Raw genomic sequence first — 23769 nt, forward strand, 5'->3', positions numbered from 1 at the left:
ATTCAGCGAGTAATTTTATCTCTCATAATCCAAGATTTCATTTTAGTTATTTGAGATCAAAGTCATCTTTTATGAGCTGAGTTAAGATGCCCCCTGAAGGAACTTTGAGGATAATCTCGCTTTAATCAAAAGGGACTCTGCTTAATGAAAGCAAAGATCGTTGAATCCGCTATTACTCTCATCGAGTCAGGTGAAATAGACAAATTTTCCGTAACTCAGGTCGCTAAGTACATGGGGATTTCTCAAGGAAACTTGACCTATCACTACCCAACTAAGCAGGCTTTAGTTGAGGCAATTATTGATAGACTTCTCGAAAGACACACGATACTGCTTCCTGAATCGTTTTACAAAAACTTTGATACCAAAAACACCTTGGTTTCGGATGATGCACTAGAGCACTTTATGCGACGGACATCTCAGCGAGAAGTTGCTAACATAATGGTGTTTATCTGGAAACAGGCAATTAACTCTCCAGAAATTGCGCAAAAACTGGCAGAATACTACAGAACGATAATATTTAAGCAAATTAATGATGCTGGTGTAGAGCAGACTCAAACAGACAAAATCAATCACATTATCTTGCTATCATCGATGGTCGTTGGACTCATACCACTGATGGGGTTAGGTCGTACAACATTTGACATCAATGAACTCGTAGCAAATGCCAAGTTGATAAATCAGAAGCTCAATCGGTAATGTAAACTTTTAAATACACCCCGCCTAGCACAGTAAATGAGGATAGCGCAATCAGTTTGCACAAATTCGGTGCACATAAATCACGGCAAGATCATTATAAATTGAACTTATAGAATATGTAGTGATCAGATCAAGGCATAATAATCACCTTGGTCACGTAAAATATGAGCGCTACTTTTCTGAAACACTTTAATTCAATTACCGATCCTCGCATTGAACGCTGTAAAAAGCATGAGCTTATCGATATTCTCCTTTTAGCCATTAGTGCAGTAATCTCCGGTGCACAAGGATGGGAGGATATTGAAGACTTTGGGCATCTAAAACTTGATTGGTTAAAAAGATATGGCGCTTTCAACGCGGGTATTCCAAGACACGACACCATAGCCCGTGTCATTTGTCGGTTAAAATCAGATGAAATAGAGCATGCATTTCAATCTTGGATATCTTCACTTATTGAAACCACGGGTGCTGATATTATTGCTATGGATGGAAAAACTGCACGTCGTTCATTTACAACCAAAGATAGAAAAAGTGCTTTACATACCGTCAGTGCATGGAGCTGCCAACACCAGTTAGTTTTAGGGCAAACAGCCGTTGATAGCAAAACAAATGAAATCACAGCCATACCTGAGTTACTCACCATGCTAGATATTGAAAATAGCATCATTACACTTGATGCTATGGGCTGCCAGCAAGAAATAGCGAAACAAATAATTAAACAAAAAGCTGATTATATCCTAGCGCTCAAAGGTAACCATTCAGGTATGCAGAGTGAATTAGAAGCTTGGTGGCACAAGAGTGAGCGCGAAGGATTGACCAATAGCAACTATGATAAACATACCGAAATAAGCTCAGGGCATGGGCGCATTGAAACAAGGGTTTGTCAGCAATTGCTTATTGATAAAAGCTGGTTAGATAAAATCTACCAATGGTCTGGCTTAAAGAGTGTTATTCAAGTAACCGCTGAGGTTCACGATAAATCATCAGGTACAGACACGATAGAAACGCGTTGGTATATTAGTTCGTTAGCGTTAGGTGCGGAGCAAGCACTTAATGCGGTACGAAGCCACTGGCAGGTTGAAAGTATGCATTGGATGTTGGATATGAACTTTAGGGAAGATGAATCAAGAATCCGTAAGAAGCAAGGACCCCTTGTTTTTAACGTAATGAGAAAAATAGCCATGGCGTTATTTAAACAAGATACAACTAAAACAGCCAGTATGGCGAGAAAAAAGAAAATGGCAGGGCTAGACGATGATTATCGCTCAACCCTGTTAGAATCTGGGATTAAAATGCGCTAGCCGTGTATTTACTAATAGATCTAGGTTAATCCACCTACATGATGTAAGGTGAGTATATTTAATAAGCTAAATATGCACACGGATGCTATCTATGCGCAAAAACCTCCCTGTTACATCTAACGAAAAAACTTTCCCATCGTCTGTGAAGCTAATTTCAGTTACGGATAAAAACGGCAATATTGTTGATTGTAATGACGCTTTCGTTGAGGTAAGCGGATTTTCCAGGTCGGAGTTAATTGGCCAGCCACATAATATTGTTCGACACCCCGATATGCCAGCGATGGCTTTCAAAGTAATGTGGTCACATCTAAAAGAGGGTAAAGCATGGATGGGGTTGGTTAAGAACCGTTGTAAGAACGGTGACTTTTACTGGGTAGACGCTTATGTAACACCCGTGACCGCTAATGGACAAGTTATTGGGTACGAATCTGTTCGTTCAAGCCCAAGAGCAGAAGATGTACAAAGAGCAGACAGAGTATACCGCCGCTTGAGTTCGGGAAGTAATTTACCTAAACCGTTACCTATATCGCTGCCTAACATTTTTTTAATGGTGTCTGTCGCTATCGCGCTTGCGACATTCTTTCTTGGTTACAAAGAGTTATCAGAGAGTTTGTTGCTCGCCGTCATTGCGATCTATGCAATTTGGGTCAATGTGAAAGACCACGCCAGAGCGTCTGACTTAAAGAAATTACTAAGCCGTTCTTTCTCGCATGAACTCGCAGTTCTCACCTACACCAATAAGTCCGGACTTACTGGCGCATTAGAAGTCTCTGTATTGAGCCAGCAAGCTCATCTGACAACTATTATCAACCGCATTGATGATGCCGCGAAAAGAGTATCGCGCGAAACACTTTCCTCATTTGACTTGGTTAAACAATCTAAGCAGGTTATTGATCACCAGCAATCTGAAACGATTCAGGTTGCTACAGCGATGAATGAGATGACGACAACTATTTCAGAGGTATCGTATCATGTTTCCAATACCGCTTCACAAGCTGATAAAGCATTTAATCTGGCCGAAACCGGTGGAGGACTCTTCAAAACAACAAGCGCCTCTATTGAAAAACTTAGAGCAACTGTCCAGACCATTTCGAAATCCGTTGTTGATGTAGAGCTACAAACGACGAAAATTGCCCAAGCAGCTCAAATAATTGAACAGATTGCTGAACAGACCAACTTACTTGCGCTAAATGCTGCTATCGAGGCAGCGCGTGCCGGCGAGCAAGGCCGAGGTTTTGCCGTGGTTGCTGAAGAGGTGCGTAATCTTGCAAAACGTACCCAAGATTCTACGAAAGAAATATACGAGATTGTCAGAGCTCTCTCACTAAAATCCAGCGAGGCCGTTAAAGTAGCTGAATCAGGTGCTTCTGACGCTGACGAGGGGCTGTCAAAAGTCATTGAGAGTGGAGATATGCTGCAAGGAATCGTTGCCTCAGTCGGGCATATATCCGAAATGACGACACAGATGGCAGCAGCTGTAGAGGAGCAAGCTCATGTGGCTGAAGATATCAATCGCCAGGTTGTAAGTATTTCAACATTGGCCGATGAAAGCGCCAATTCTGCTGATAAAACAGCAAGCTCTCTAGAGCACCTTAAGAAAATATCTGAAGAGCTACACGAGCTGGTGGTGCGTTTTAAATGAATATGTTAATGAAGTCTATTGACCAAAGGACAAATCTGGCAGGTCAAAATCGCTTTGAAATACTCCTCTTTAGCCTGAATGGTCATCAGCGTTTTGGCATCAACGTCTTTAAGGTTCGGGAAGTAATTCGTGTACCTGAGCTCATTGAAATGCCAGGAGCCCACCCTTTTATAAAGGGCATTGCGCAGCTTCGTGGCAATCCAGTTATCGTTATCGACCTGAGTGAAGCTACGACAGGTAAGCCGATAGGTTATCCCGAACAGGCTTTTGTGATTGTGACGGAATACAACCGCCATATCCAAGGCTTTCTGGTTTCGGCAGTTGATCGCATCGTTAATCTGAACTGGAGTCAAATTCAACCTTCACCTCAAGGAGCAGGGCAAAGTCATTACCTAACTGCAGTGACAGAGATTGAAGGCAAGCTCATTCAAGTCATAGATGTTGAAAAAGTGTTCTCGGAGATCATGCCCAACGACCATGAAATTGAAGCTGAAACGGCGCAACAGCTTAAAGGGTTCAACACCTCTGAGATTGAAGTGTTGGTTGCGGATGATTCAGCAGTTGCCAGAAATCAGATTAAACGCGTATTAGACAGCGTAAATATCCCGTCTAAACTGGTTAATGATGGCCAATCTGCGCTTCAATTTTTACAAGACTTGGCAGTTAAGCATAAAGGCGTCCTTTCCGAGAAGATACCTTTGGTTATCTCCGATATTGAGATGCCAATTATGGATGGCTATACGCTCACTTCTGCGATCAAATCTGAACCACTTTTAAAAGATATTCACGTCGTTTTGCACTCATCACTAAGCGGTGTGTTCAACGAGTCAATGGTTAAGAAAGTCGGCGCAGACCAATTTATCGCTAAGTTTCATCCCGATGAATTATTACAAGCAATCAATCACTGGTTGTTAACGAAGTAAAGACAGGTGCGCTATGAGAGTGGAAGAAGTATTAAAGCGATTAAACATCAACCCCGTCTCTTTTGATGAGCGTAAAGCTCTTATTAATCTTTCAACTACCGAAATTAAATTGCTCGAAGCCATTCATAAACCACTTTATGCCTATGAGAATGAGCTTATTCATGCTTTTTATCAGCATCTTTTAAAGTTTGACCATGCATCGAAGATGCTGCATGACGTTAACCTGATGAGCAAACTTCAAGAAACACAAAAACTGTACTTTAGGAAATTAACTGCCGGCGATTATGGATTCGACTACGCCCAAGATCGTATTAGAGTGGGCATTGCGCACCAAAGGGTTGGTTTGACGCCGCAATGGTATATTGGCGCTTACGGTGTTTACTTAGATCTCGTTTGTAAATTCGTCAGTGTGATATTGAATAGCGATATGGAGCGTATCGAGCCAACGTTAACTGCGCTCTACAAAGTGGCGCTACTGGATATCACCCTCGCCTTTGACGCCTACATGTACGCTAGCCACCAGACACTTGAGCAGTCCAGGCAGCAGATTTCTGACAAATACGATTTTCAAATTCGTACCAGCAATGCCATCGCTAAGATTCAGCGCGCTTTTATACTTAATGAGTCGTATGACAGTGCACTTAGCCTTTTACTTAATGAACTCATCGCTCTGACAGATAGTCAGTTCGGTTTGATTGGTGAGGTGCGGGAAGACTCGCAACTACGACCGTATCTGAAGGTCAGCGTTTTGACAAATATCAGCTGGGATCATGAAACCCGTGAGCTATATGAAAGAAGTAAGGCGGATGGCTTAGAGTTCCATAATCATGACAATTTACTGGGTGAAGTATTAACAACCGGCCAAGCTGTTATCTCAAACAATCCTCAGGATGATTCTCGTGCTGGTGGCACACCACATGGTCATCCCAAGCTCTCCTCCTTCCTTGGATTACCAATTAAACATAATGGTAAGTTGATTGGCATGGTCGGTCTGGCTAACGCAGCCAACGGCTATGAACAATCTGACGTTGAGAAACTGAACCCCATCCTCGAAACCTTGGAATCGCTGTCTGAAGCAAGAGAGATTAAAAATAAACTTGCTCTGACACTGGAAGAGAACGCCCGCCTTGCATTAGTTGCTACACAGACTGTGAACGGAGTAATGATCTTAGATTGTGATTACAACATCACTTGGTGTAATGCTGGCTTCGAACGAATCTCTGGTTATTCTTTGGAGGAGCTTGCGGGTCAATCGCCGTGGGCAACATTAACTGGGCCACAGACTAACAGCTTTGACCTTTTGGAGTTACAAAAAGCAGTCGCAAAGAAAAAGTCCATTGAAATTGAATTACTTAAATATCGAAAGAGTGGAGAGACCTTTTGGAGTCGCATCAGTTGCAACCCTACGTTTAATGAGCTTGGAGAACACTCGGGATATATTTCGGTTGAACTGGATATAACTCAAGAGCGCTTGAGGCAGGACGAACTGACCAGCTTTAAAAGCGTTGTTGATCAAATCGCTGATGCCGTCTTATTTTTTGATGCCGAAACGTTGGACATTTTATATGCCAACCTCGCTGCACAGCATCAACTTGGGCGGAGTTGGGCGATGTTACAAATTATGAAGCCCTACGAATTTAAGCCGAGCTACGATGCACAATCGTTCGATCGGCTTTTGAAGCCGCTCAAAATGGGTGAGGTGGAGCTGCTGCATTTTGTTACCCAACATCGCAAAGGGGATGGCAACATCTATCCTGCAGAAATTAGTATGCAGATTGTACAAACCGCGTTTAACCAAAAAGTCGTTGTCAATATAATTCGTGACATCTCAGCGCAGCTTGCACGGCTAGCGCATTTTAATCCCAGATTCTAACAGGGTTGAGCGATAATCATCGTCTAGCCCTGCCATTTTCTTTTTTCTCGCCATACTGGCTGTTTTAGTTGTATCTTGTTTAAATAACGCCATGGCTATTTTTCTCATTACGTTAAAAACAAGGGGTCCTTGCTTCTTACGGATTCTTGATTCATCTTCCCTAAAGTTCATATCCAACATCCAATGCATACTTTCAACCTGCCAGTGGCTTCGTACCGCATTAAGTGCTTGCTCCGCACCTAACGCTAACGAACTAATATACCAACGCGTTTCTATCGTGTCTGTACCTGATGATTTATCGTGAACCTCAGCGGTTACTTGAATAACACTCTTTAAGCCAGACCATTGGTAGATTTTATCTAACCAGCTTTTATCAATAAGCAATTGCTGACAAACCCTTGTTTCAATGCGCCCATGCCCTGAGCTTATTTCGGTATGTTTATCATAGTTGCTATTGGTCAATCCTTCGCGCTCACTCTTGTGCCACCAAGCTTCTAATTCACTCTGCATACCTGAATGGTTACCTTTGAGCGCTAGGATATAATCAGCTTTTTGTTTAATTATTTGTTTCGCTATTTCTTGCTGGCAGCCCATAGCATCAAGTGTAATGATGCTATTTTCAATATCTAGCATGGTGAGTAACTCAGGTATGGCTGTGATTTCATTTGTTTTGCTATCAACGGCTGTTTGCCCTAAAACTAACTGGTGTTGGCAGCTCCATGCACTGACGGTATGTAAAGCACTTTTTCTATCTTTGGTTGTAAATGAACGACGTGCAGTTTTTCCATCCATAGCAATAATATCAGCACCCGTGGTTTCAATAAGTGAAGATATCCAAGATTGAAATGCATGCTCTATTTCATCTGATTTTAACCGACAAATGACACGGGCTATGGTGTCGTGTCTTGGAATACCCGCGTTGAAAGCGCCATATCTTTTTAACCAATCAAGTTTTAGATGCCCAAAGTCTTCAATATCCTCCCATCCTTGTGCACCGGAGATTACTGCACTAATGGCTAAAAGGAGAATATCGATAAGCTCATGCTTTTTACAGCGTTCAATGCGAGGATCGGTAATTGAATTAAAGTGTTTCAGAAAAGTAGCGCTCATATTTTACGTGACCAAGGTGATTATTATGCCTTGATCTGATCACTACATATTCTATAAGTTCAATTTATAATGATCTTGCCGTGGCGCAGCTTGATTATGAAAGACTCAAAAGTGAAAACGAAAAGCGCTTGGTGAATTTGCTGCATAAATCAGAGGATGCGATGGGCATAATCAGCCCAGATTTTGTGATTACCGATTGTAATGATGCAGCCGCAAAACTTTTTGACTTGTCTGACCGCAAAGCGCTGATTGGCTTGTCGCCTATTCAATTTTCACCATTGAGCCAGGGTAAAAACAACAGCGAAGAGCTCGCCAAAGTTCTTTTAAATAAAGCCTCAACAGAGGGCTACCAGCGTTTTGAATGGCTTCATATCACTAAACAAGGTCACCATCTACCGATAGAGGTAACGCTCACTCCAGTCATCTACCTTGGAAAAAACGCTATCCAGGTAATTTGGCGTGATTTAAGTGACATTAAAGCCAAAGAGCATCGCATCAAGCAATTGGCATTTTTTGATGAGCTAACGGGACTGGCTAATAAAAATTTATTCTCTGACCGAGTTAAATACCTACTTAAAATTGCAGAGAGACATCAATATACCATCGCGATTGTATATATCGACCTGGTTAATCTTGAAGATATTAACGAAACAATGGGATACGAAGCGGGTGATGCAGTCATCCAAGCGGTCGGTCGCAGATTAGCAAAAACCATCCGCGGTGCAGATACTTTAGTGCGTTGTATCTTTGAGAACGAGGACTGCCAGACTTTACCTGTCGTCAATGACATAGATCGAGAGTTTGACTCCTTAGCCCGTTTAAATTCTGATATTTTTGCGCTTGCAGCCGTTTTATCTAATCCCGATGCGGCATCAATAATGGTCAACAGGTTACAACAAGCTCTCGCTGAGCCGCTCGAAACCCTAGAGGGTGAAGTCAGTATCAATGCAAGAGCTGGAATTGCTTTATATCCTCAGGATGCGGATACCTTTGATGCAATAACACGAGGTGCCAATATAGCACTTAATATGGCCAAAGAGTCCGGTTTACCCAGTTGCTATTTTAATATTGAAGAGGGTGAAAGGATTCAGAAAAAATCAATTATCTCAAAGCAACTTGAGAGAACCTTACTCTCCTATCCTGATAATCTGCGAATCGTCATTCAACCTCAAGTTTGTTTAAAAACACATAAGTTAGTCGGTGCTGAGGTTCTGGTGCGCTGGAGAGACGAAGAGCTTGGCGAAGTTTCGCCAGGATACTTTATTCCAATTGCTGAAGAGCGAGGGTTAATCAATAAGTTGACGCATCTCGTATTAGAACGTGTTATTGAACTGAAACGCAGTTGGCAGAAAAAAGAAGTGTTCTCGCAAGAAAATTTGCGCTTCAAACTTGCGGTTAATATTTCAGCGAAAAGCTTTGATGATGAGTCTGTAATTAATGGTTTTTTATCTTTGATAGAGCAAGCGGGGTTAGAGCCAAATGATTTTGAGCTTGAGCTTACCGAAACTGGGATTATGCGTGATCCCGATAAAGCAATATCAACTTTAAATATGATACGAAGTAAAGGTTTTGCGATTGCCATTGATGACTTTGGTATGGGGTATTCTTCATTAAGTTATCTAAAAAACATCAATGCGGATGTGCTGAAAATTGATATGCACTTTATCAAGTCAATACTTGAAGATGAGAAAAACCTCGCCATTGTTAAAACCATTATTTCAACAGCAAAGATTTTTGGCATGAAAACTCTTGCTGAGGGAATTGAAACTCAAGAAATTGCGACGCTACTGGCAGAACTGGGTTGTGATTGGGGGCAAGGTTACTACTTCGATAAACCTCTCTCTGTTGAGCAGTTTGAAAAATTACTTTTGAGCTATAAAAGAGAATACTGATTATGTTCGACTTTCTAAAAAAAACACCCACTTTAACCGAACCACTAAAAGTTTCTGATGAAAAACTCCTCTTTAATGCCATGTTAAACGCTACCGCGATGGTGATTTTTAATCATTCAGGCGAAATACTTGAAGTGAGTCAGAAGTTTGCTGACTTTATGGGGTACAGTAAACAGGAACTTCTGGGCCAGCATCACCGCATTTTGTTTGAGACTGCCTATACATCGAGGCCCGAGTATACTACCTTCTGGCGAAATCTCCTTGAGGACAAACCGCAGCGAGATACCTTTAAATATATGAAGAAGAATAGGGAAACTATCTTTGTCGGCGCACGTTATGTGCCAATTAAGGATGAACAAGGTAAGGTGTATCGTGTTGTTAAATTGGCTTTTGATGTCACCGCGCAGTATAACGAATCTGCGTCGCAGAATGCTGTTTTTACGGCACTTAACCGCTCACAGGCTGTAATTGAATTCACCCCGGATGGCACAATCACCAATGCTAACCAGAATTTTCTTAATGCTATGGATTGCAAACTGGAACAGATAAAGGGTAAACACCACAACATTTTCTGTGATGAAAACTTTTATCGTGATAACCCAAACTTCTGGCGCAACTTGGCCAACGGTAACTATCAGACAGGTCGATTTCTAAGAAGAAGTCTGTCTGGCAGGAGCGTCTGGCTTGAAGCAACTTACAACCCCATTCTTGATGGGCAAGGTAAAGTCTATAAAGTGATAAAATTTGCGTCAGATATTTCTGAGCGCGTCAATAATGCCATTAATACAATGAACCTCGCGGCGCAAACATCCGAAAAGACATCAGCGTTAACAACAACGGCAATGCGAGAGCTGGATAACAGCGTAAATACCAGTGTTCAAATCGCATCACAGGTTGAAAATACTGCACAAGTTGGTCAAGAGCTAAATCTGAAATCAAAGAATATTCAGGAAATAGTAACCACCATACGTTCTATTGCAGATCAGACAAATTTATTGGCACTTAATGCGGCGATTGAAGCTGCAAGAGCCGGAGATTCCGGCAGAGGGTTCGCAGTTGTTGCAGACGAAGTAAGAAAGCTTGCCGCCAGAACGGCTTCCGCAACCTCAGACATTGCGGAGGTCGTAAAGGAGAACGCGGGGCTCATTGATAAAATTGACACCGGTTTAAAAGAAATAAATGTGATCGCGAAAAAAGGTCATGAATCTATCGAGCATGTCGAAAAAGCTATCGAGAGTGTGAATGTGAGTATCAGTGAACTCGTGTCAATGGTTGAAGCATTGAAACCCTAATTTTTATACCAACAATCCTTTATTTATTGGATTTGTTACCAGAGCGCTCCTGATTTGTTGGAAGGTGTTTTACTTCTTCATCAGATAGCGCTATTAACGATGAATGAAAAATGGACAGCTCACATCAAAACAAAAATCTAACAATTAAAAAACAATGCGTTTAAATAAAAATTTTTAACCTAACCATACGCATCATTACCAGAGACTAAATAGAAAGCGTTCTTTTTCTTTTTTGCGATATACATAGCCTGGTCAGCTTTATTAATAATCTCATCTGAACTAAGTTTTTCGCCTTTATGAATGTAGGCTCCAATACTTGAAGTACAAATATAAGATTCGGCCCCTAGATCGTAAGGATAACTTAGTCGTTCTCTTATTTTTTTGCCTATTTTTTTAACCCAAGCATCAGAAGAGAAAATTTGGTTGCGTCCAGAGAGCATAATTAAAAACTCGTCACCTCCAAACCGGCAAACCGTATCGCTATCACGAACAGATTCTATTAATCGATTTGATACAGCTTTAAGTAAATGATCTCCTGCCTCATGACCTTGAGTATCATTTAGTAACTTGAAATCGTCGAGATCTATATACATCAATGCAATAGGAAATTTATCTCTTTTAGCTGATAGTAGTAGTTGCCCTAATCGTTCTTGCAACAATCTTCTATTAGCAAGACCTGTTAACGAATCATAGAATGCAAGGCGCTTAATTTCTGCCTCTGCCGCTACAGCGGCACTAATATCTCTCGCTATCTTGGAAGCACCTATTATCTGCCCCTCAGAATTATATATCGGCGAAATACTCACTGATAAATCTATTAGTTGACCATTTTTGTGTTTGCGTTGCGTGACAAAATGATCTACTTTCTGTCCACTTGAAATTTTATTTAGAATTTCAGCCTCTTCGTGTGACCTCTTACTTGGAATTATCAATGTCATTGATTGACCGATTATCTCCTCCTCTGAGTAGCCAAAAATCTTTTCAGCCCCTCTATTCCAACTTGCAATAATTCCATGACTATTCTTACTGATAATCGCATCGTCAGAAGATTCAACTATGGCTTTGAAATGCGCAAGGTTTAGTTCTGCAAGTTTCCTTTGAGTTCTTGCTATCCAACTGATAACACTTTCCCGTGAATTTCCTTTAACTATAATTGGCGTTAAAAAATTCCCTTTCCCTAACTCATGTAAATGGCCTTCTAATTCAGGAATAGAACAGCCGATTATCTTACGAAGCTGCACGCCAATTTTAAGAATAAAAATAATCAGAAGTATCGAAAGTAAACATAGACTTCCTATAACTAGCATCAGCCTATTTTTTGCTATATTTACAGTGGATTGTGTCCTGTCAAAAACCATCTGTTCAGTTTCGATAATCGGTCGCATGATTTCTGCCTTTGTTGAGATAAAGAAATCATCTGCTAGCATTTCTAAAGCTTTTTCGCGTTTTTTAGGATCTGTCGGTACGTTTTCTTCAAAAAGGTCAATTGCTTTATTTTCTACCGCCACTAATAAGTCTGACTTTTCCTTAGAAAGCTTTAAATTTTGTAATTCAATTTCAGTAAAGCCAGCTCTTTGCATTAGTTCAATAATCGAAATTCCGTCACCGCTGGCGTCATGCTTCGACTCTGAAGTATCGGGGGCTGCTCCATTAACATCCCAATAAGCAAGAGAATAATTCTTCGGTCGCGTTCTCAACCCGTCACGTATTTCAACGACAGCCTGAAACTGATGTTTATAAAGAGGGTTACCAGTAATGATATAAGTTCTTACTAACCTTGCTAAATCGTTAGATGACTGGCGAAGCTCCGCAGCCAACTTAATAGACTTCTCTCTCGTATCAACAGCACTCTGATAACGTAATTGTTCAAAAACAAGTACAACGATACTCGTACCTAACAAGAAAACAATAGCTAGCATCGAATACAAATAAATTTTGAATGCTTTAGGTTGTTCCTTCCATTCCATGTGCTAATAAATCCTGTCTGTAATTTTGATATTAAGGTTAAAAAAAACAAATTCAGAGATTAATCATACTGGAAACGCTTGAATATGTCGAAAAGTGAGTGTGAAATAATATTGTGTAGAGAGGTCCGTCTAATGCGTCAGACATAAGTCGCTAGCCTGATGGCACACTTTATTTATATGAAACGTTATCATGCACGGTAAATTTCGGAATCACGCCACAATCAGCAAACACAATCCCTGCCTCTAATTGATCAAAAATCCAAAGTAGATGACCAACTCTTATTTTTTCCTCACCGGTATGCTCAAGTATACCGACTATGTAATCCCGAAAACTCTTACCCAATCCTACCTTGTCCGCTTCACGCAGAGCTTGGGCTAACGCCTCTTCACTTAAAAACTTGTATGATTGAGATTTCAAATTCTCGTAGAACTGTCGGTCAGTTCCCCATGTATTAAAGGTATGAAATAGATAAAGAATTACTGCTGCAAATACCAGTGATATAAGGATTTCGAACAACACGGGGTAATCCTCGGTTAAATATCCATTGTGAAATAAAACAAAGTTTTTAAGCTCTGATCACTATTGCAGCTAGCCTAAGAAATTTCATCTAGCATAGCAGCATACCAGGCTAGTAGTTGTTGATAACATGAAAAAGATTGCTCAAGTGCATACTCTCCATCGTTATTAATATCCACGATAGAAATTCGATATTGCTGACCCACTCGACCAACTCTTGGTAACGATAGTAGTGAAGGACCAGCATCGCGCCATCTTAATAGCTGCTGTTTGAATGCGACTCATTGACAAACCGGATATCCATAACAAACTCAGCAAGGAACGCTATTTATATTAAACGTAGTTAAATAACGTTGATATCGCAAGTGTTTTACTAGGAGGGCACCTATTGTACTTAAAATATCCAAATTTTCTGATGCTGCAAGGTCATCCTGAACGTCAATACCTAAGTAAAGTTCTGCACTATTAATCTTTTGTGGCTCAGTAAAAGCTAAATGGCACGAATGTTGGTTAATGGCGCAGGGGCGATCTTCACTATGAGCGTGAAGTGGATATTACAGTTTTCATGGGTAAATGTCCGCTTTTGTCACAGAGCCGTCATTCGGCTCTGAAACGTTTATGTCCAAAAACGTGTTTGCGCGAACTTCCGCTATTGCTCAAAGCAGTCACTAACTTACTCTACTTTATCTTTAAACTCACATAAGTCTTCAATAATACAACTGCCGCATTTTGGTTTGCGGGCTGTACAGACATAACGACCATGTAAAATAAGCCAGTGGTGTACATCGACTTTAAATTCTCTTGGTACCACTTTTTCGAGCTTCTTTTCTACTTCAACAACGTTCTTACCCATAGCAAACTTGGTGCGATTTGATACTCGGTCGATATGGGTGTCTACAGCGATAGTCGGCCAGCCGAAGGCGGTATTGAGCACTACGTTTGCAGTTTTTCGGCCAACGCCGGGTAGGGCTTCTAGGGCTTCACGGTTCTCAGGTACGATGCTGTTGTGCTGATCAACTAAAATTTGGCACATTTTGTACACATTGGCGGCTTTAGAGTTAAACAAACCAATGGTTTTAATATAATCGCGAAGTTTATCGTGGCCTAAATCTAAAATAGCTTGCGGTGTATTGGCTACGGGAAAGAGCTTGCGCGTGGCTTTATTGACGCCCACATCGGTGGCTTGTGCTGATAGCGTTACCGCAACTAACAGTTCAAACGGGCTTGAATATTCAAGCTCGGTTTCTGGATGTGGATTTTGCTCGCGCAGGCGAGAGAGTATTTCGTATCGTTTTTCTTTATTCATGCAACTTAAACGCACAGTAGCTACTGTGCGCTTCCCCTTAAGTTAAACTGGTGACCCTTGCTCGCGGGCCTTTTTCGGCCACAGGTGGTGCAACTTGCTTTGCTTTTATTTGCGCATCAATGACATTTTTAGCAGCAATCAGTAAGCCTAAACCTAAAAATGCACCGGGTGGTAAAATAGCGAGCAAAAATTGATTATCAAAACTAAATACTTCAATGCGTAAAACCGATGCCCATGGGCCAAGTAATAAATCAGCGCCATCAAATAAGGTGCCTTGGCCGATCAGCTCACGCATTGCGCCAAGCACAACAAGTACCACCATAAAGCCAGAGCCCATCATTAAACCGTCAAACGCTGATAAATGAATCGGGTTTTTAGACGCATACGCTTCAGCGCGGCCAATAATGGCGCAATTCGTTACAATTAAGGGAATAAATATTCCCAACGATTGATATAAGCCAAACGTATAGGCATTCATTAATAGCTGCACTATGGTTACAAAGCCTGCGATAAACATCACAAATACAGGGATACGAATATCTTTAGGTACGAAGTTTCGCACGGCAGAAATAGTCACATTTGAGCCAACTAATACCATTAACGTGGCAAGGCCAAGGCCCATCGCATTGGTTATCGTTGATGTTACGGCCAGTAGTGGGCACAAACCGAGTAATTGCACGAGGGCAGGGTTGTTTTTCCACATTCCTTCGTTAAACAGTTCTTTTAATTGGCTCATGGCTCACCTACTTGGCATGCGTTATCGGCACTAAATACCGCATCGAAATTATTTTTTGAGAATAACACAGCGTGTTTCACTGAGCCAACCACCGCACGGGGTGTGATTGTCGCTCCTGTGAATTGGTCAAAACTACCGCCATCTTTTTTAACTGCCCAACGTTCGTCGTCTTCACTTAGTAATGTTTGACCTTTAAATGAGGTGATCCATGATGATTTTTTTATTTCTACTTTATCACCAAGCCCTGGTGTTTCTTCATGTTTTGTAACACGAACACCAGCAACTTCACCATTAGCAAACACCGCCGTCAATAACTCGATATCACCACTATAACCTTTAGGCGTTACGTGACGCATCACTAAAGCGATTGGTTGCCCATCTTTACGCGCACGGTAAATTGTTTGTGGATGATCACCCAAAAGCGGATCATCAATAATGGCACAGTCTTGGTAAAGGGTATTATCGTAAAAATGCGGATCCAATACAGCTTGCAGTTGTGAGGACAGTTGTTTTTGCTCTTGCTCGGCAATATTATCTGCAGTGAGGCTATGAATAACGCCTACAGCGCCGGTGGTGATCAGTGCAAACAACGCTAAAATACTGCCATTTTTTGTCATTGATGAAATGATCATTTATTTACCCCATGGCCATAAGTACGCGGTTGGGTATAGTAGTCTATCAGCGGTACAGCCATATTCAGTAATAATACTGCAAAGGCCATAGCATCAGGATAACCGCCAAAAGTACGAATTAAATAAACTAATAAACCAATTAACGCGCCGTAAATTAATCGGCCGCGATTAGTGGTAGCTGCTGACACAGGATCGGTGGCAATAAAAAATGCCCCCAGCATGGTTGCGCCGCTGAATAAGTGAAATACCACGCCAGGCTCAGTGCCCGGTGCTGCGATATAGCCAATAGCGCTGCACACAGCTATTGCTGCAATTACACCAACTGGAATATGCCAATTTATAACCTTGGCTTTAATTAGGTATAAACCACCAATCAAAAAGCCAAGGTTTACCCAGCCCCAACCTTCTCCTAGCCAACTATTAAAAATAGCGGCTTGCATACTTTCAGTTACGGTTAAACCATGGGCGATATCAGTCTTGATGGTATCCAAAGGTGTGGCCATTGTTACACCATCAACACCAACTCTGAGTTGATCAACACTAAACCCAGCACTTGTAAAACCGTTGAAAATAACACTCAGTTGCTGAGCTAAGCTAACCGGATTTGCGAGTAAGTCACTAACTGGCATCCAAGTTGTCATTTGTACTGGGAATGAAATCAGCAGTAGTACATACGCTGCCATGGCGGGGTTAAATAAATTAAAGCCAAGTCCGCCATACAGCTGTTTCACAATGACAATAGCAAAAAAGCTACCGATCACAATAACCCACCACGGTGCCAACGGTGGAATACTCAGTGCTAATAACACTGCGGTAAGCCATGCACTGCCATCACTCAATGCAGGCCATACAGGGCGCTTTCTAATAAGCATGATAATAGCTTCACTAATACTGGCGGTGAGCAACGCTAAAACAAGCTGAATTATTACGCCAGTACCAAAAAAATACAGTTGCGCGATAAGTCCAGGAATACAGGCTAAGATCACTGTTTGCATCAACCTGCTCAGTGATTTATGACTGTGGCTATGCGGCGAGCTGGCCATCGTTAGCTTCATTACTTATCACTTCCTTCTTGTTGTAGTTTCTTCGCTTTTGCTCGGGCAATAGCAGCAGCGACTGCGGCCTTTTTCTTGTCTTGTGCCGTTTGTTCTGGTTTATCTTCGGCGTTTACTGTTTCGTTTATAGCTGTAGATGCCGACTTACTCTGTGAGTCATCGCTTGCTACGCTGGCAGCCTGTTCAGCTTGTGCCGCCTTTTTAGCTTTAGCTCGGGCGATGGCGGCAGCAACGGCGGCTTTTTTATCATCAGTTGGCGTGGTTGCAGAGGATTCACTTTCAGCGTTACTGCTTTCTTCGCTTGCAGCTTGTGCCGCTTTTTTCGCTTTAGCTCGGGCGATGGCAGCAGCCACGGCGGCTTTTTTATCATCAGTAGGGCTTGTTGCAGCGGTTTCACTTTCAGCGTCACTGTTTTCTTCGCTTGCAGCTTGTGCCGCTTTTTTCGCTTTAGCTCGGGCGATGGCAGCAGCCACGGCGGCTTTTTTATCATCAGTAGGGCTTGTTGCAGTAGCCTCGCTTTCAGCATCGTCGTTTTCTACGCTTGTTGCTTGTTTAGCTTGTGCGGCCTTTTTTGCTTTCGCGCGAGCGATGGCAGCTGCAACGGCGGCTTTTTTATCATCTGCAGGAGTGCTTGCAGCTGTTTCATTTTCAGAATTATCGTTTTCTAATTCCGCTGCTTGTGCAGCCTTTTTTGCTTTTGCACGTGCAATGGCGGCGGCAACAGCTGATTTTTTATCATCTTGCTGCGCTGGTGCGTCGTCACTTGCGGCTTTTTGTTCTTTATACTTACGCGCTTGCTCTTTGCGCGCTGCGCGCTCTAGTGCAACTTCGCTGTTATCTGGCTCAAGTGTAGTATCTTGCTGTTGCTTTTTAGCTTTTGCACGGGCAATTGCTGCAGCAACGGCCGATTTGTCGTCGTCTTTTGCTGGTTTATTTTTAACGCGTGCCAGTGCATCGGCAATTTTTTGTTTTTCGTCAGCTGACTTTTCAGTTGCTGGTTTGCGCTTATGGCGGTTTTGTCGTGCTTCTTGCTCACGCTCAAGACGCAGCTTACGCAGTTCAAAACGTTCTTTCGCACGTTCAGCTTTAACTTGCTCTGCTTGTTGCTCTTTTATTTCAACTTTGGCAACGCGATAATACTGCACCAGTGGAATTTCACTTGGGCATACATAGGCGCAAGCACCACACTCTATACAATCAAATAGATTATGTTCTTTGAGCTTGTCGTATTCTTTAGATTTAGCAAACCACTGTAATTGCTGAGGTAAAAGTGAAGCAGGGCAGGCATCTGCACAAGCACTACAGCGAATACAGGCTTTTTCAGGGCCAGGCTCGGCCAGTTCATTGTGATCTGGCGCTAAAATACAGTTAGTGGTTTTTACCACACCAATACGTACCGTTGGCAAGGTAAAGCCCATCATCGGGCCGCCCATCACCACACGTTGTTGTGGCACCGGTGAGAACCCTTGGCAGTCAAGCAAGTGTTTTATCTCAGTGCCTAACAAGGCCCACACATTACCTGGTTTATGAATTGTATTACCCGTGACAGTGATAACCCGCTCAATCAGTGGTTTACCTTCAAAAACTGCTTGATTAACCGCAAATAAAGTCCCCACGTTTTGCACTAATACGCCAATGTCAGCAGGTATGCCACCACTGGGCACTTCTTTATTGGTGAGCAACTTAATTAATTGCTTTTCACCACCAGATGGGTAAATCGTCGGCACTGTTTGAATGATTATTTTGTCATTATGCTCAGCTGCTGCCTGCATGGCTGCAATGGCTTCAGGCTTATTATCTTCAATACCAACGATGGTAAGTGTTGGTGTTAATAACTGCTGCATGATCTCGATGCCAGCAACAATGCCATTGGCATGTTCACGCATTAGCATATCGTCAGCGGTAATATAGGGCTCACATTCTACTGCGTTAACTATTAAGTACTCGATTGCTTTGCGGCTATCAGCTTTTATATAGGTTGGAAATCCTGCTCCGCCCATACCTGCAATGCCGCGATCATGAATAATATCAATAAGCTGATCGTGAGAAAGCAAGTTTGGTGATGGGACAGGTGTTAATGTACACCAGTTATCTTGGCCGTCAGGCTCAATAATAACGCTTAATTCAGGCAATGCAGACGGGTGCGCCGAAGGCATTTGGCATATATCAGTAATTACACCAGATGTTGGCGCGTGAATAGGCACGGACCAATTTGCAACAGGTTTAGTAAGGGCTTGCCCTTTGAGTACTTGCTGGCCTTTTTCAACGAGTAATTTGCCATTAGCACCAATGTGCTGCTTTAACGGAACAACTAGCTTGTCGGGTAAAGGCAAGCGGGTAATTGCCTGAGCTGTGGAGATTGTTTTTTGCCCCGGTGGGTGGATCCCCCCAGGGAATGGCCACACTTTACCTTGTTTAATTTGAGCAATTAGCTTTTCCATGTGTGCCCCTTAATCAATTTGTGTAACTGGGATTGCATCAAGTTGCCATTTCCACGTTTGTTTGGTGGTTTCAACTGGCAACATGTCAATGCAGTCAACAGGACAAGGTTCAACACAGAGATCACAGCCTGTGCATTCATCAATCAATACCGTATGCATTTGACGCGTGGCGCCAACAATGGCATCAACTGGGCAGGCTTGAATGCATTTTGTACAGCCAATGCATTCGTCTTCGCGAATATAAGCAACGGTTTTAATTGGCTCTGCTTGCTCGCCACCGGCAAGAGGTTTCGCTTCTACACCCATTAAGTCGGCAAGTTTTTTAACGGTAGCTTCGCCACCTGGCGGGCATTTATTGATTTCATCGCCATTGGCAATCGCTTCAGCATACGGGCGACAACCCGGGTAGCCGCATTGGCCACACTGCGTTTGTGGTAAAATGGTATCGATTTGTTCGACAATAGGATTACTTTGCACACGAAAACGTACCGCAGCAAATCCTAAGATCAACCCAAAAATAAGTGCCAGTGAACCCAGCGCAATCAAGGCATAAAACAAGGTCATGTTAAAACTTCACTAATCCTGTAAAGCCCATAAAGGCCATCGACATTAAGCCTGCGGTGATCATCGCAATTGATGCGCCTTTAAATGGGGTAGGTACGTCAGCAGCGTTTAAGCGTTCACGAAGCGCTGCAAATAAAACAAGTACCATAGAAAAACCAACGGCAGCACCGAAGCCATAAACCGCTGATTGTAAAAATGAATGATCTTCTTTGATATTTAACAGTGCAACACCGAGTACTGCACAGTTAGTAGTGATTAAAGGTAAAAATATACCCAGTAAGCGATAGAGTGTTGGGCTGGTTTTTCTGACGACCATTTCGGTGAACTGAACAACCACAGCAATCACTAAAATAAAGCTCATAGTCCGCAGGTAAGTAATATCAAGCGGGACCAAGATATATTGATTTACTAAATAGCTACTGACAGATGCTAGCGTTAACACAAATGTGGTCGCAAGAGACATGCCGATAGCGGTATCTAGTTTGCCAGACACCCCCATAAAAGGGCATAAACCTAAAAATTGTACTAACACAAAGTTATTAACTAATACAGTGCCGATCAACAGCAATACATATTCTGTCATGTTCGCCTCAAGCTATAATAAACGCTGACATTATCCTTTTTTATTTGCTGTTTAACAACACGTAGAAGGTAAATAAACGGCTCATTTAATAATGATAGTGAATTGCATTTAGAATTTTATAGCATGATAAATAAAGATTAACGGTTCATTAACCTAGTTACTGACATATACACAGATAAAGCAGATCAAGGGAGAGAGTAAACTAATATAAAAAGGTGCTTAAAGCACCTTCTCGAGATTAAATATCTTTGGGTTTTTCGATATAGTAACCTTGTACACCATCAAGGCACAAGGTTTCTACTATGTGCTTTTCTTCTTGGCTTTCAACGCCTTCAGCAAAAACACTTACGCCAATGCGGTGTGCTAAATCAACCATTAAACGCATAAAGTATTGATTGTTTTTATCTTCTTCGAGGCCGCGAGTATAACTGGCGTCCATTTTTATAAAGTCAGGTTTTAAATCACGGAAAAACTTAAATGATGTCAAACCGACCCCAAAACGCTCAACAGTAATACGCGCACCTACACGATGAACCATATCTATAAAACGTTTACTGGCTTTAATATTCTGTTGCAAACCAAACTCACTCACCTCAAATATTAGTTTAGAGGCAATGTTGGTATCTTTTAATAGACGGCGTTCTAGCCAAATTACAAACTGGTCGTTATGGGCACTTGAAGCTGTAACATTTAAACCAAAAAACTTTTCTGAGAAGTTACGATTTTTTATTTTTTCCAGTGACGAGTCAATAATTAAACGGTCTATCTCAACTGCCATATCAAGTTTTTCAGCCATGGCTAAAAATGATGCGGTAGGCAATGCCTGATCTTCAGCGGTTTTAAAACGAACTTGAATTTCTGCATAAGCTTTGACACTTTTGCCGATAGGCATAATGTTTTGCATAACTAAGTGAACGCGTTTGGCTTCAATCACTTCGTTAATTATTTTACGCCAATTTTGGTTACCAAACCCAGCACTGACATTATTAACTAAGTCAGTTTCACGCTGTACGTGCCATGCATTCGCTTGTTTCGATTGCGCCATACTCATCGCATTATCTACGATAGATAGTAGCTCGCCAAGTGGTTTGCCTTTTTCATAACCGACAATACCCGTGTTTGCCACTGAACTTAACTCTTGATTTTGTTGGTATTGGGTAAAACGAGATTGCAGGTTCTCACCAAAGCTTTCGGACTCTTTTAGAGGAGTGTTTGGTAGCACGACCGCAAAATCTGAGCTATTTAAACGGAAAACTTTACTACCAGTGTACGTACCACTAATGTGTTTAATAATATCAGCAACAGCCTTGATATATTCATCACCTTTTTGATAGCCACGAGTTTGATTGATTGCTTGTAGTTCGCTACAACGAACCATTGCAAGTGACCCAAAGGTACTTTTTTCACTGCTTTCAATGTACTTCTCATAATATTCAACAAACATATTACGGTTGCCAAGTTCAGTAACTACATCTTTATATGCTTCTTGTTTTATTGAATGTGCAGCACTTTGGATATCATCATGTTTACTTTGTAAAAAATGTGACAAGCGGTTAAAACTAGGTACTAAATCAATGCCCAACTGCTTAATTTTACTGTTGTTTATTGCAGTTTCAAGATCGTTGTTTACTTGGTTTTGATTTATATAAACATCAATCACTTCAGCAACTGTCATGCTGATATTTCTATTGAGCTTTTTGAACATGGTTTTCATAAACACAATAGGAATAATAGCCATTAAGCCTGAGACTAAAATAACGATGAACAACCCTTGTTGGAGTAACACCCCAAGGTTATTCGCGTTGATAATGAACTCAACCCTAATATCGGATGTTTGATTAACTGCAAACTGTGGTCGAATAGAATTAAAGCTGGTTGCAACTAATTGGGCGATTGTAGGTAGTGGAGCAGGGGACTTTATATTTATTAGTTCTTTACCATCTTTATTACGCAGAATAAACGAGGAAAATGTATTGCCATCAGCGAACACTTGTTGAATCTTTTGAGGAGATATTTCTGCAATAGCATGTTTATTAATATAGTTATTAACAACTATTTGGGTTTTTTGTTGCGCATTGTTTACGGCGCCATCAAATGCTGACGCAATAAAGTAGCCGCCAATACCTGCAAATAATAACCAAGATATTAATTGAATAAATATGAGTTTTTTAAAACCAGCCATGTCTTATTCTTTTAGTAGATCAAAAGGGAAGGAGTCAGATCCTTGATTAATCATAATATCTTTTACTGATTAATTTTTTAGTAAAAACAAATATTGTGACTGTTGTAGAGTAGTGGAAATCTTTGGGAAAGTCTAACTGATTCTTTAAGTTGGCTCCCCCTCCCCGACTCGAACGGGGGACCTGCGGATTAACAGTCCGTCGCTCTAACCAACTGAGCTAAGGGGGAACTACTATACTTAAATTTATATGATTTGGCTCCCCCTCCCCGACTCGAACGGGGGACCTGCGGATTAACAGTCCGTCGCTCTAACCAACTGAGCTAAGGGGGAACAATAATCATATTACATAAACTTGGCTCCCCCTCCCCGACTCGAACGGGGGACCTGCGGATTAACAGTCCGTCGCTCTAACCAACTGAGCTAAGGGGGAATCGTTTATGGCTGAAAAACTTGGCTCCCCCTCCCCGACTCGAACGGGGGACCTGCGGATTAACAGTCCGTCGCTCTAACCAACTGAGCTAAGGGGGAAGCGTATGTGCCTTTCAACGGGGCGAAATATTAATGACCGCGCCGCAAAGTGTCAACACATAAAACCTTATAAACAAAAAAAAGCCGTCTGTTCGATGTTTTTATGTTCGATCTGGCTGTTTTGTGGCTTTTTTTAGTCACGTTTAGTCTTCAAAAATACACATACACAGTAATATAGCGAAGGGAGTGAATGATAAATGAGCAAGTTTATACGTCAATAAATTATAAAAAGTGATCTTTTATATCGTTTAGTACGAATAAATTTATCAAATACACTTTTTAGTGCGAGTGCGATTATCTCTACGTAGGGCTTTAATCAAATAGATGCTATTGCTTTTACGTTACTCATAAAAGCGCAATAGTAAAGTTCAGATATGCTGTAAAAAACGACATTTGCGGATGTGTTGTTGAGAAAAACTCTAATTATTTATTTATTTATTCTTTAATATTAATAGGTTAAATGTATTTCAAAGTGTAATTTAACCTATACTTAGAAGAGCTTAGATTAGCCTCTTTGGGGTTAAGTATG

At 41.6% G+C, this 23769-nt stretch carries 19 protein-coding genes and 4 tRNA genes; 7 read left to right on the plus strand and 16 right to left on the minus strand.

Translation table 11 applies throughout. From position 1 onward, the window contains the following. The first annotated feature begins 144 nt into the window (after window positions 1-144). The 5 genes from NDQ71_RS18225 (at window position 145) to NDQ71_RS18245 (ending at window position 6435) form a co-directional block, all read left to right on the plus strand. Entirely contained in the window at window positions 145-696 is a 552-nt protein-coding gene (locus NDQ71_RS18225) for a TetR/AcrR family transcriptional regulator (RefSeq protein WP_168827633.1), read from the plus strand. Window positions 697-860: 164 nt separating this feature from the next. Continuing rightward, the gene (locus NDQ71_RS18230) at window positions 861-1997 is read left to right on the plus strand and encodes an ISAs1 family transposase (RefSeq protein WP_024602346.1); all 1137 of its coding nucleotides are present in this window, start codon (window positions 861-863) and stop codon (window positions 1995-1997) included. A gap of 91 nt (window positions 1998-2088) precedes the next feature. Then, window positions 2089-3639 (plus strand): methyl-accepting chemotaxis protein, encoded by a 1551-nt coding sequence (locus tag NDQ71_RS18235; RefSeq protein ID WP_301561974.1) that lies wholly within the window; start codon window positions 2089-2091, stop codon window positions 3637-3639. Further along, a complete protein-coding gene (locus tag NDQ71_RS18240) occupies window positions 3636-4562 on the plus strand; it encodes a chemotaxis protein (protein WP_301561975.1) in 927 nt (308 codons plus the stop codon). The genes NDQ71_RS18235 and NDQ71_RS18240 overlap by 4 nt, the downstream gene beginning before the upstream one ends. Before the next feature lie 19 nt (window positions 4563-4581). Further along, window positions 4582-6435 (plus strand): protoglobin domain-containing protein, encoded by a 1854-nt coding sequence (locus tag NDQ71_RS18245; protein ID WP_301561976.1) that lies wholly within the window; start codon window positions 4582-4584, stop codon window positions 6433-6435. Here the strand turns inward: NDQ71_RS18245 and NDQ71_RS18250 are convergent. Beyond that, window positions 6409-7545, minus strand: coding sequence for an ISAs1 family transposase (locus tag NDQ71_RS18250; RefSeq protein ID WP_024602346.1), 1137 nt, complete (start codon window positions 7543-7545; stop codon window positions 6409-6411). The two genes, NDQ71_RS18245 and NDQ71_RS18250, sit on opposite strands and share 27 nt — an antisense overlap. A gap of 80 nt (window positions 7546-7625) precedes the next feature. Between NDQ71_RS18250 and NDQ71_RS18255 the strand changes: the two genes are divergently transcribed. After that, window positions 7626-9437, plus strand: coding sequence for an EAL domain-containing protein (locus NDQ71_RS18255; RefSeq protein WP_301561977.1), 1812 nt, complete (start codon window positions 7626-7628; stop codon window positions 9435-9437). A 2-nt stretch (window positions 9438-9439) separates the two neighbouring features. Then, the gene (locus NDQ71_RS18260; RefSeq protein ID WP_301561978.1) at window positions 9440-10729 is read left to right on the plus strand and encodes a PAS domain-containing methyl-accepting chemotaxis protein; all 1290 of its coding nucleotides are present in this window, start codon (window positions 9440-9442) and stop codon (window positions 10727-10729) included. Window positions 10730-10908: 179 nt separating this feature from the next. Here the strand turns inward: NDQ71_RS18260 and NDQ71_RS18265 are convergent, their stop codons facing one another. From NDQ71_RS18265 to NDQ71_RS18335, 15 genes are all read right to left on the minus strand, one after another. Next, window positions 10909-12696 (minus strand): diguanylate cyclase, encoded by a 1788-nt coding sequence (locus tag NDQ71_RS18265; protein WP_192532730.1) that lies wholly within the window; start codon window positions 12694-12696, stop codon window positions 10909-10911. Between the two features lie 169 nt (window positions 12697-12865). Continuing rightward, window positions 12866-13216 (minus strand): hypothetical protein, encoded by a 351-nt coding sequence (locus tag NDQ71_RS18270; RefSeq protein WP_192532729.1) that lies wholly within the window; start codon window positions 13214-13216, stop codon window positions 12866-12868. A gap of 74 nt (window positions 13217-13290) precedes the next feature. Next, window positions 13291-13419 (minus strand): hypothetical protein, encoded by a 129-nt coding sequence (locus NDQ71_RS18275; protein WP_263972592.1) that lies wholly within the window; start codon window positions 13417-13419, stop codon window positions 13291-13293. A 467-nt stretch (window positions 13420-13886) separates the two neighbouring features. Beyond that, window positions 13887-14519 carry an endonuclease III gene (gene nth / locus NDQ71_RS18280; protein WP_301561979.1) on the minus strand — a complete coding sequence of 211 codons (633 nt, stop codon included), beginning with the start codon at window positions 14517-14519 and terminating at the stop codon, window positions 13887-13889. Window positions 14520-14556: 37 nt separating this feature from the next. Next, the gene (locus tag NDQ71_RS18285; RefSeq protein WP_301561980.1) at window positions 14557-15255 is read right to left on the minus strand and encodes an electron transport complex subunit E; all 699 of its coding nucleotides are present in this window, start codon (window positions 15253-15255) and stop codon (window positions 14557-14559) included. Then, window positions 15252-15887, minus strand: coding sequence for an electron transport complex subunit RsxG (rsxG, locus tag NDQ71_RS18290; protein WP_283710942.1), 636 nt, complete (start codon window positions 15885-15887; stop codon window positions 15252-15254). Before rsxG ends, NDQ71_RS18285 begins: the two co-directional genes overlap by 4 nt. After that, the gene (gene rsxD / locus NDQ71_RS18295) at window positions 15884-16942 is read right to left on the minus strand and encodes an electron transport complex subunit RsxD (protein WP_301561981.1); all 1059 of its coding nucleotides are present in this window, start codon (window positions 16940-16942) and stop codon (window positions 15884-15886) included. Before rsxD ends, rsxG begins: the two co-directional genes overlap by 4 nt. Then, window positions 16942-19383: an electron transport complex subunit RsxC gene (rsxC, locus tag NDQ71_RS18300; protein WP_301561982.1), complete on the minus strand. Its 2442-nt coding sequence runs from the start codon at window positions 19381-19383 to the stop codon at window positions 16942-16944. The genes rsxD and rsxC overlap by 1 nt, the downstream gene beginning before the upstream one ends. Before the next feature lie 9 nt (window positions 19384-19392). Next, a complete protein-coding gene (gene rsxB / locus NDQ71_RS18305; protein ID WP_064668456.1) occupies window positions 19393-19947 on the minus strand; it encodes an electron transport complex subunit RsxB in 555 nt (184 codons plus the stop codon). Window position 19948: 1 nt separating this feature from the next. Beyond that, a complete protein-coding gene (gene rsxA, locus NDQ71_RS18310; RefSeq protein WP_301561983.1) occupies window positions 19949-20530 on the minus strand; it encodes an electron transport complex subunit RsxA in 582 nt (193 codons plus the stop codon). A gap of 238 nt (window positions 20531-20768) precedes the next feature. Next, a complete protein-coding gene (locus NDQ71_RS18315; protein ID WP_301561984.1) occupies window positions 20769-22712 on the minus strand; it encodes an EAL domain-containing protein in 1944 nt (647 codons plus the stop codon). A gap of 150 nt (window positions 22713-22862) precedes the next feature. Further along, a tRNA-Asn gene (locus NDQ71_RS18320) sits at window positions 22863-22939 on the minus strand. A 26-nt stretch (window positions 22940-22965) separates the two neighbouring features. Continuing rightward, window positions 22966-23042: transfer RNA gene (locus tag NDQ71_RS18325), tRNA-Asn, on the minus strand. 23 nt (window positions 23043-23065) lie between these two features. Further along, a tRNA-Asn gene (locus tag NDQ71_RS18330) sits at window positions 23066-23142 on the minus strand. Between the two features lie 21 nt (window positions 23143-23163). Beyond that, window positions 23164-23240: transfer RNA gene (locus NDQ71_RS18335), tRNA-Asn, on the minus strand. Window positions 23241-23769: the final 529 nt, after the last annotated feature.

Source organism: Pseudoalteromonas sp. KG3, from assembly GCF_030436385.1.
Classification (GTDB): domain Bacteria; phylum Pseudomonadota; class Gammaproteobacteria; order Enterobacterales; family Alteromonadaceae; genus Pseudoalteromonas; species Pseudoalteromonas prydzensis.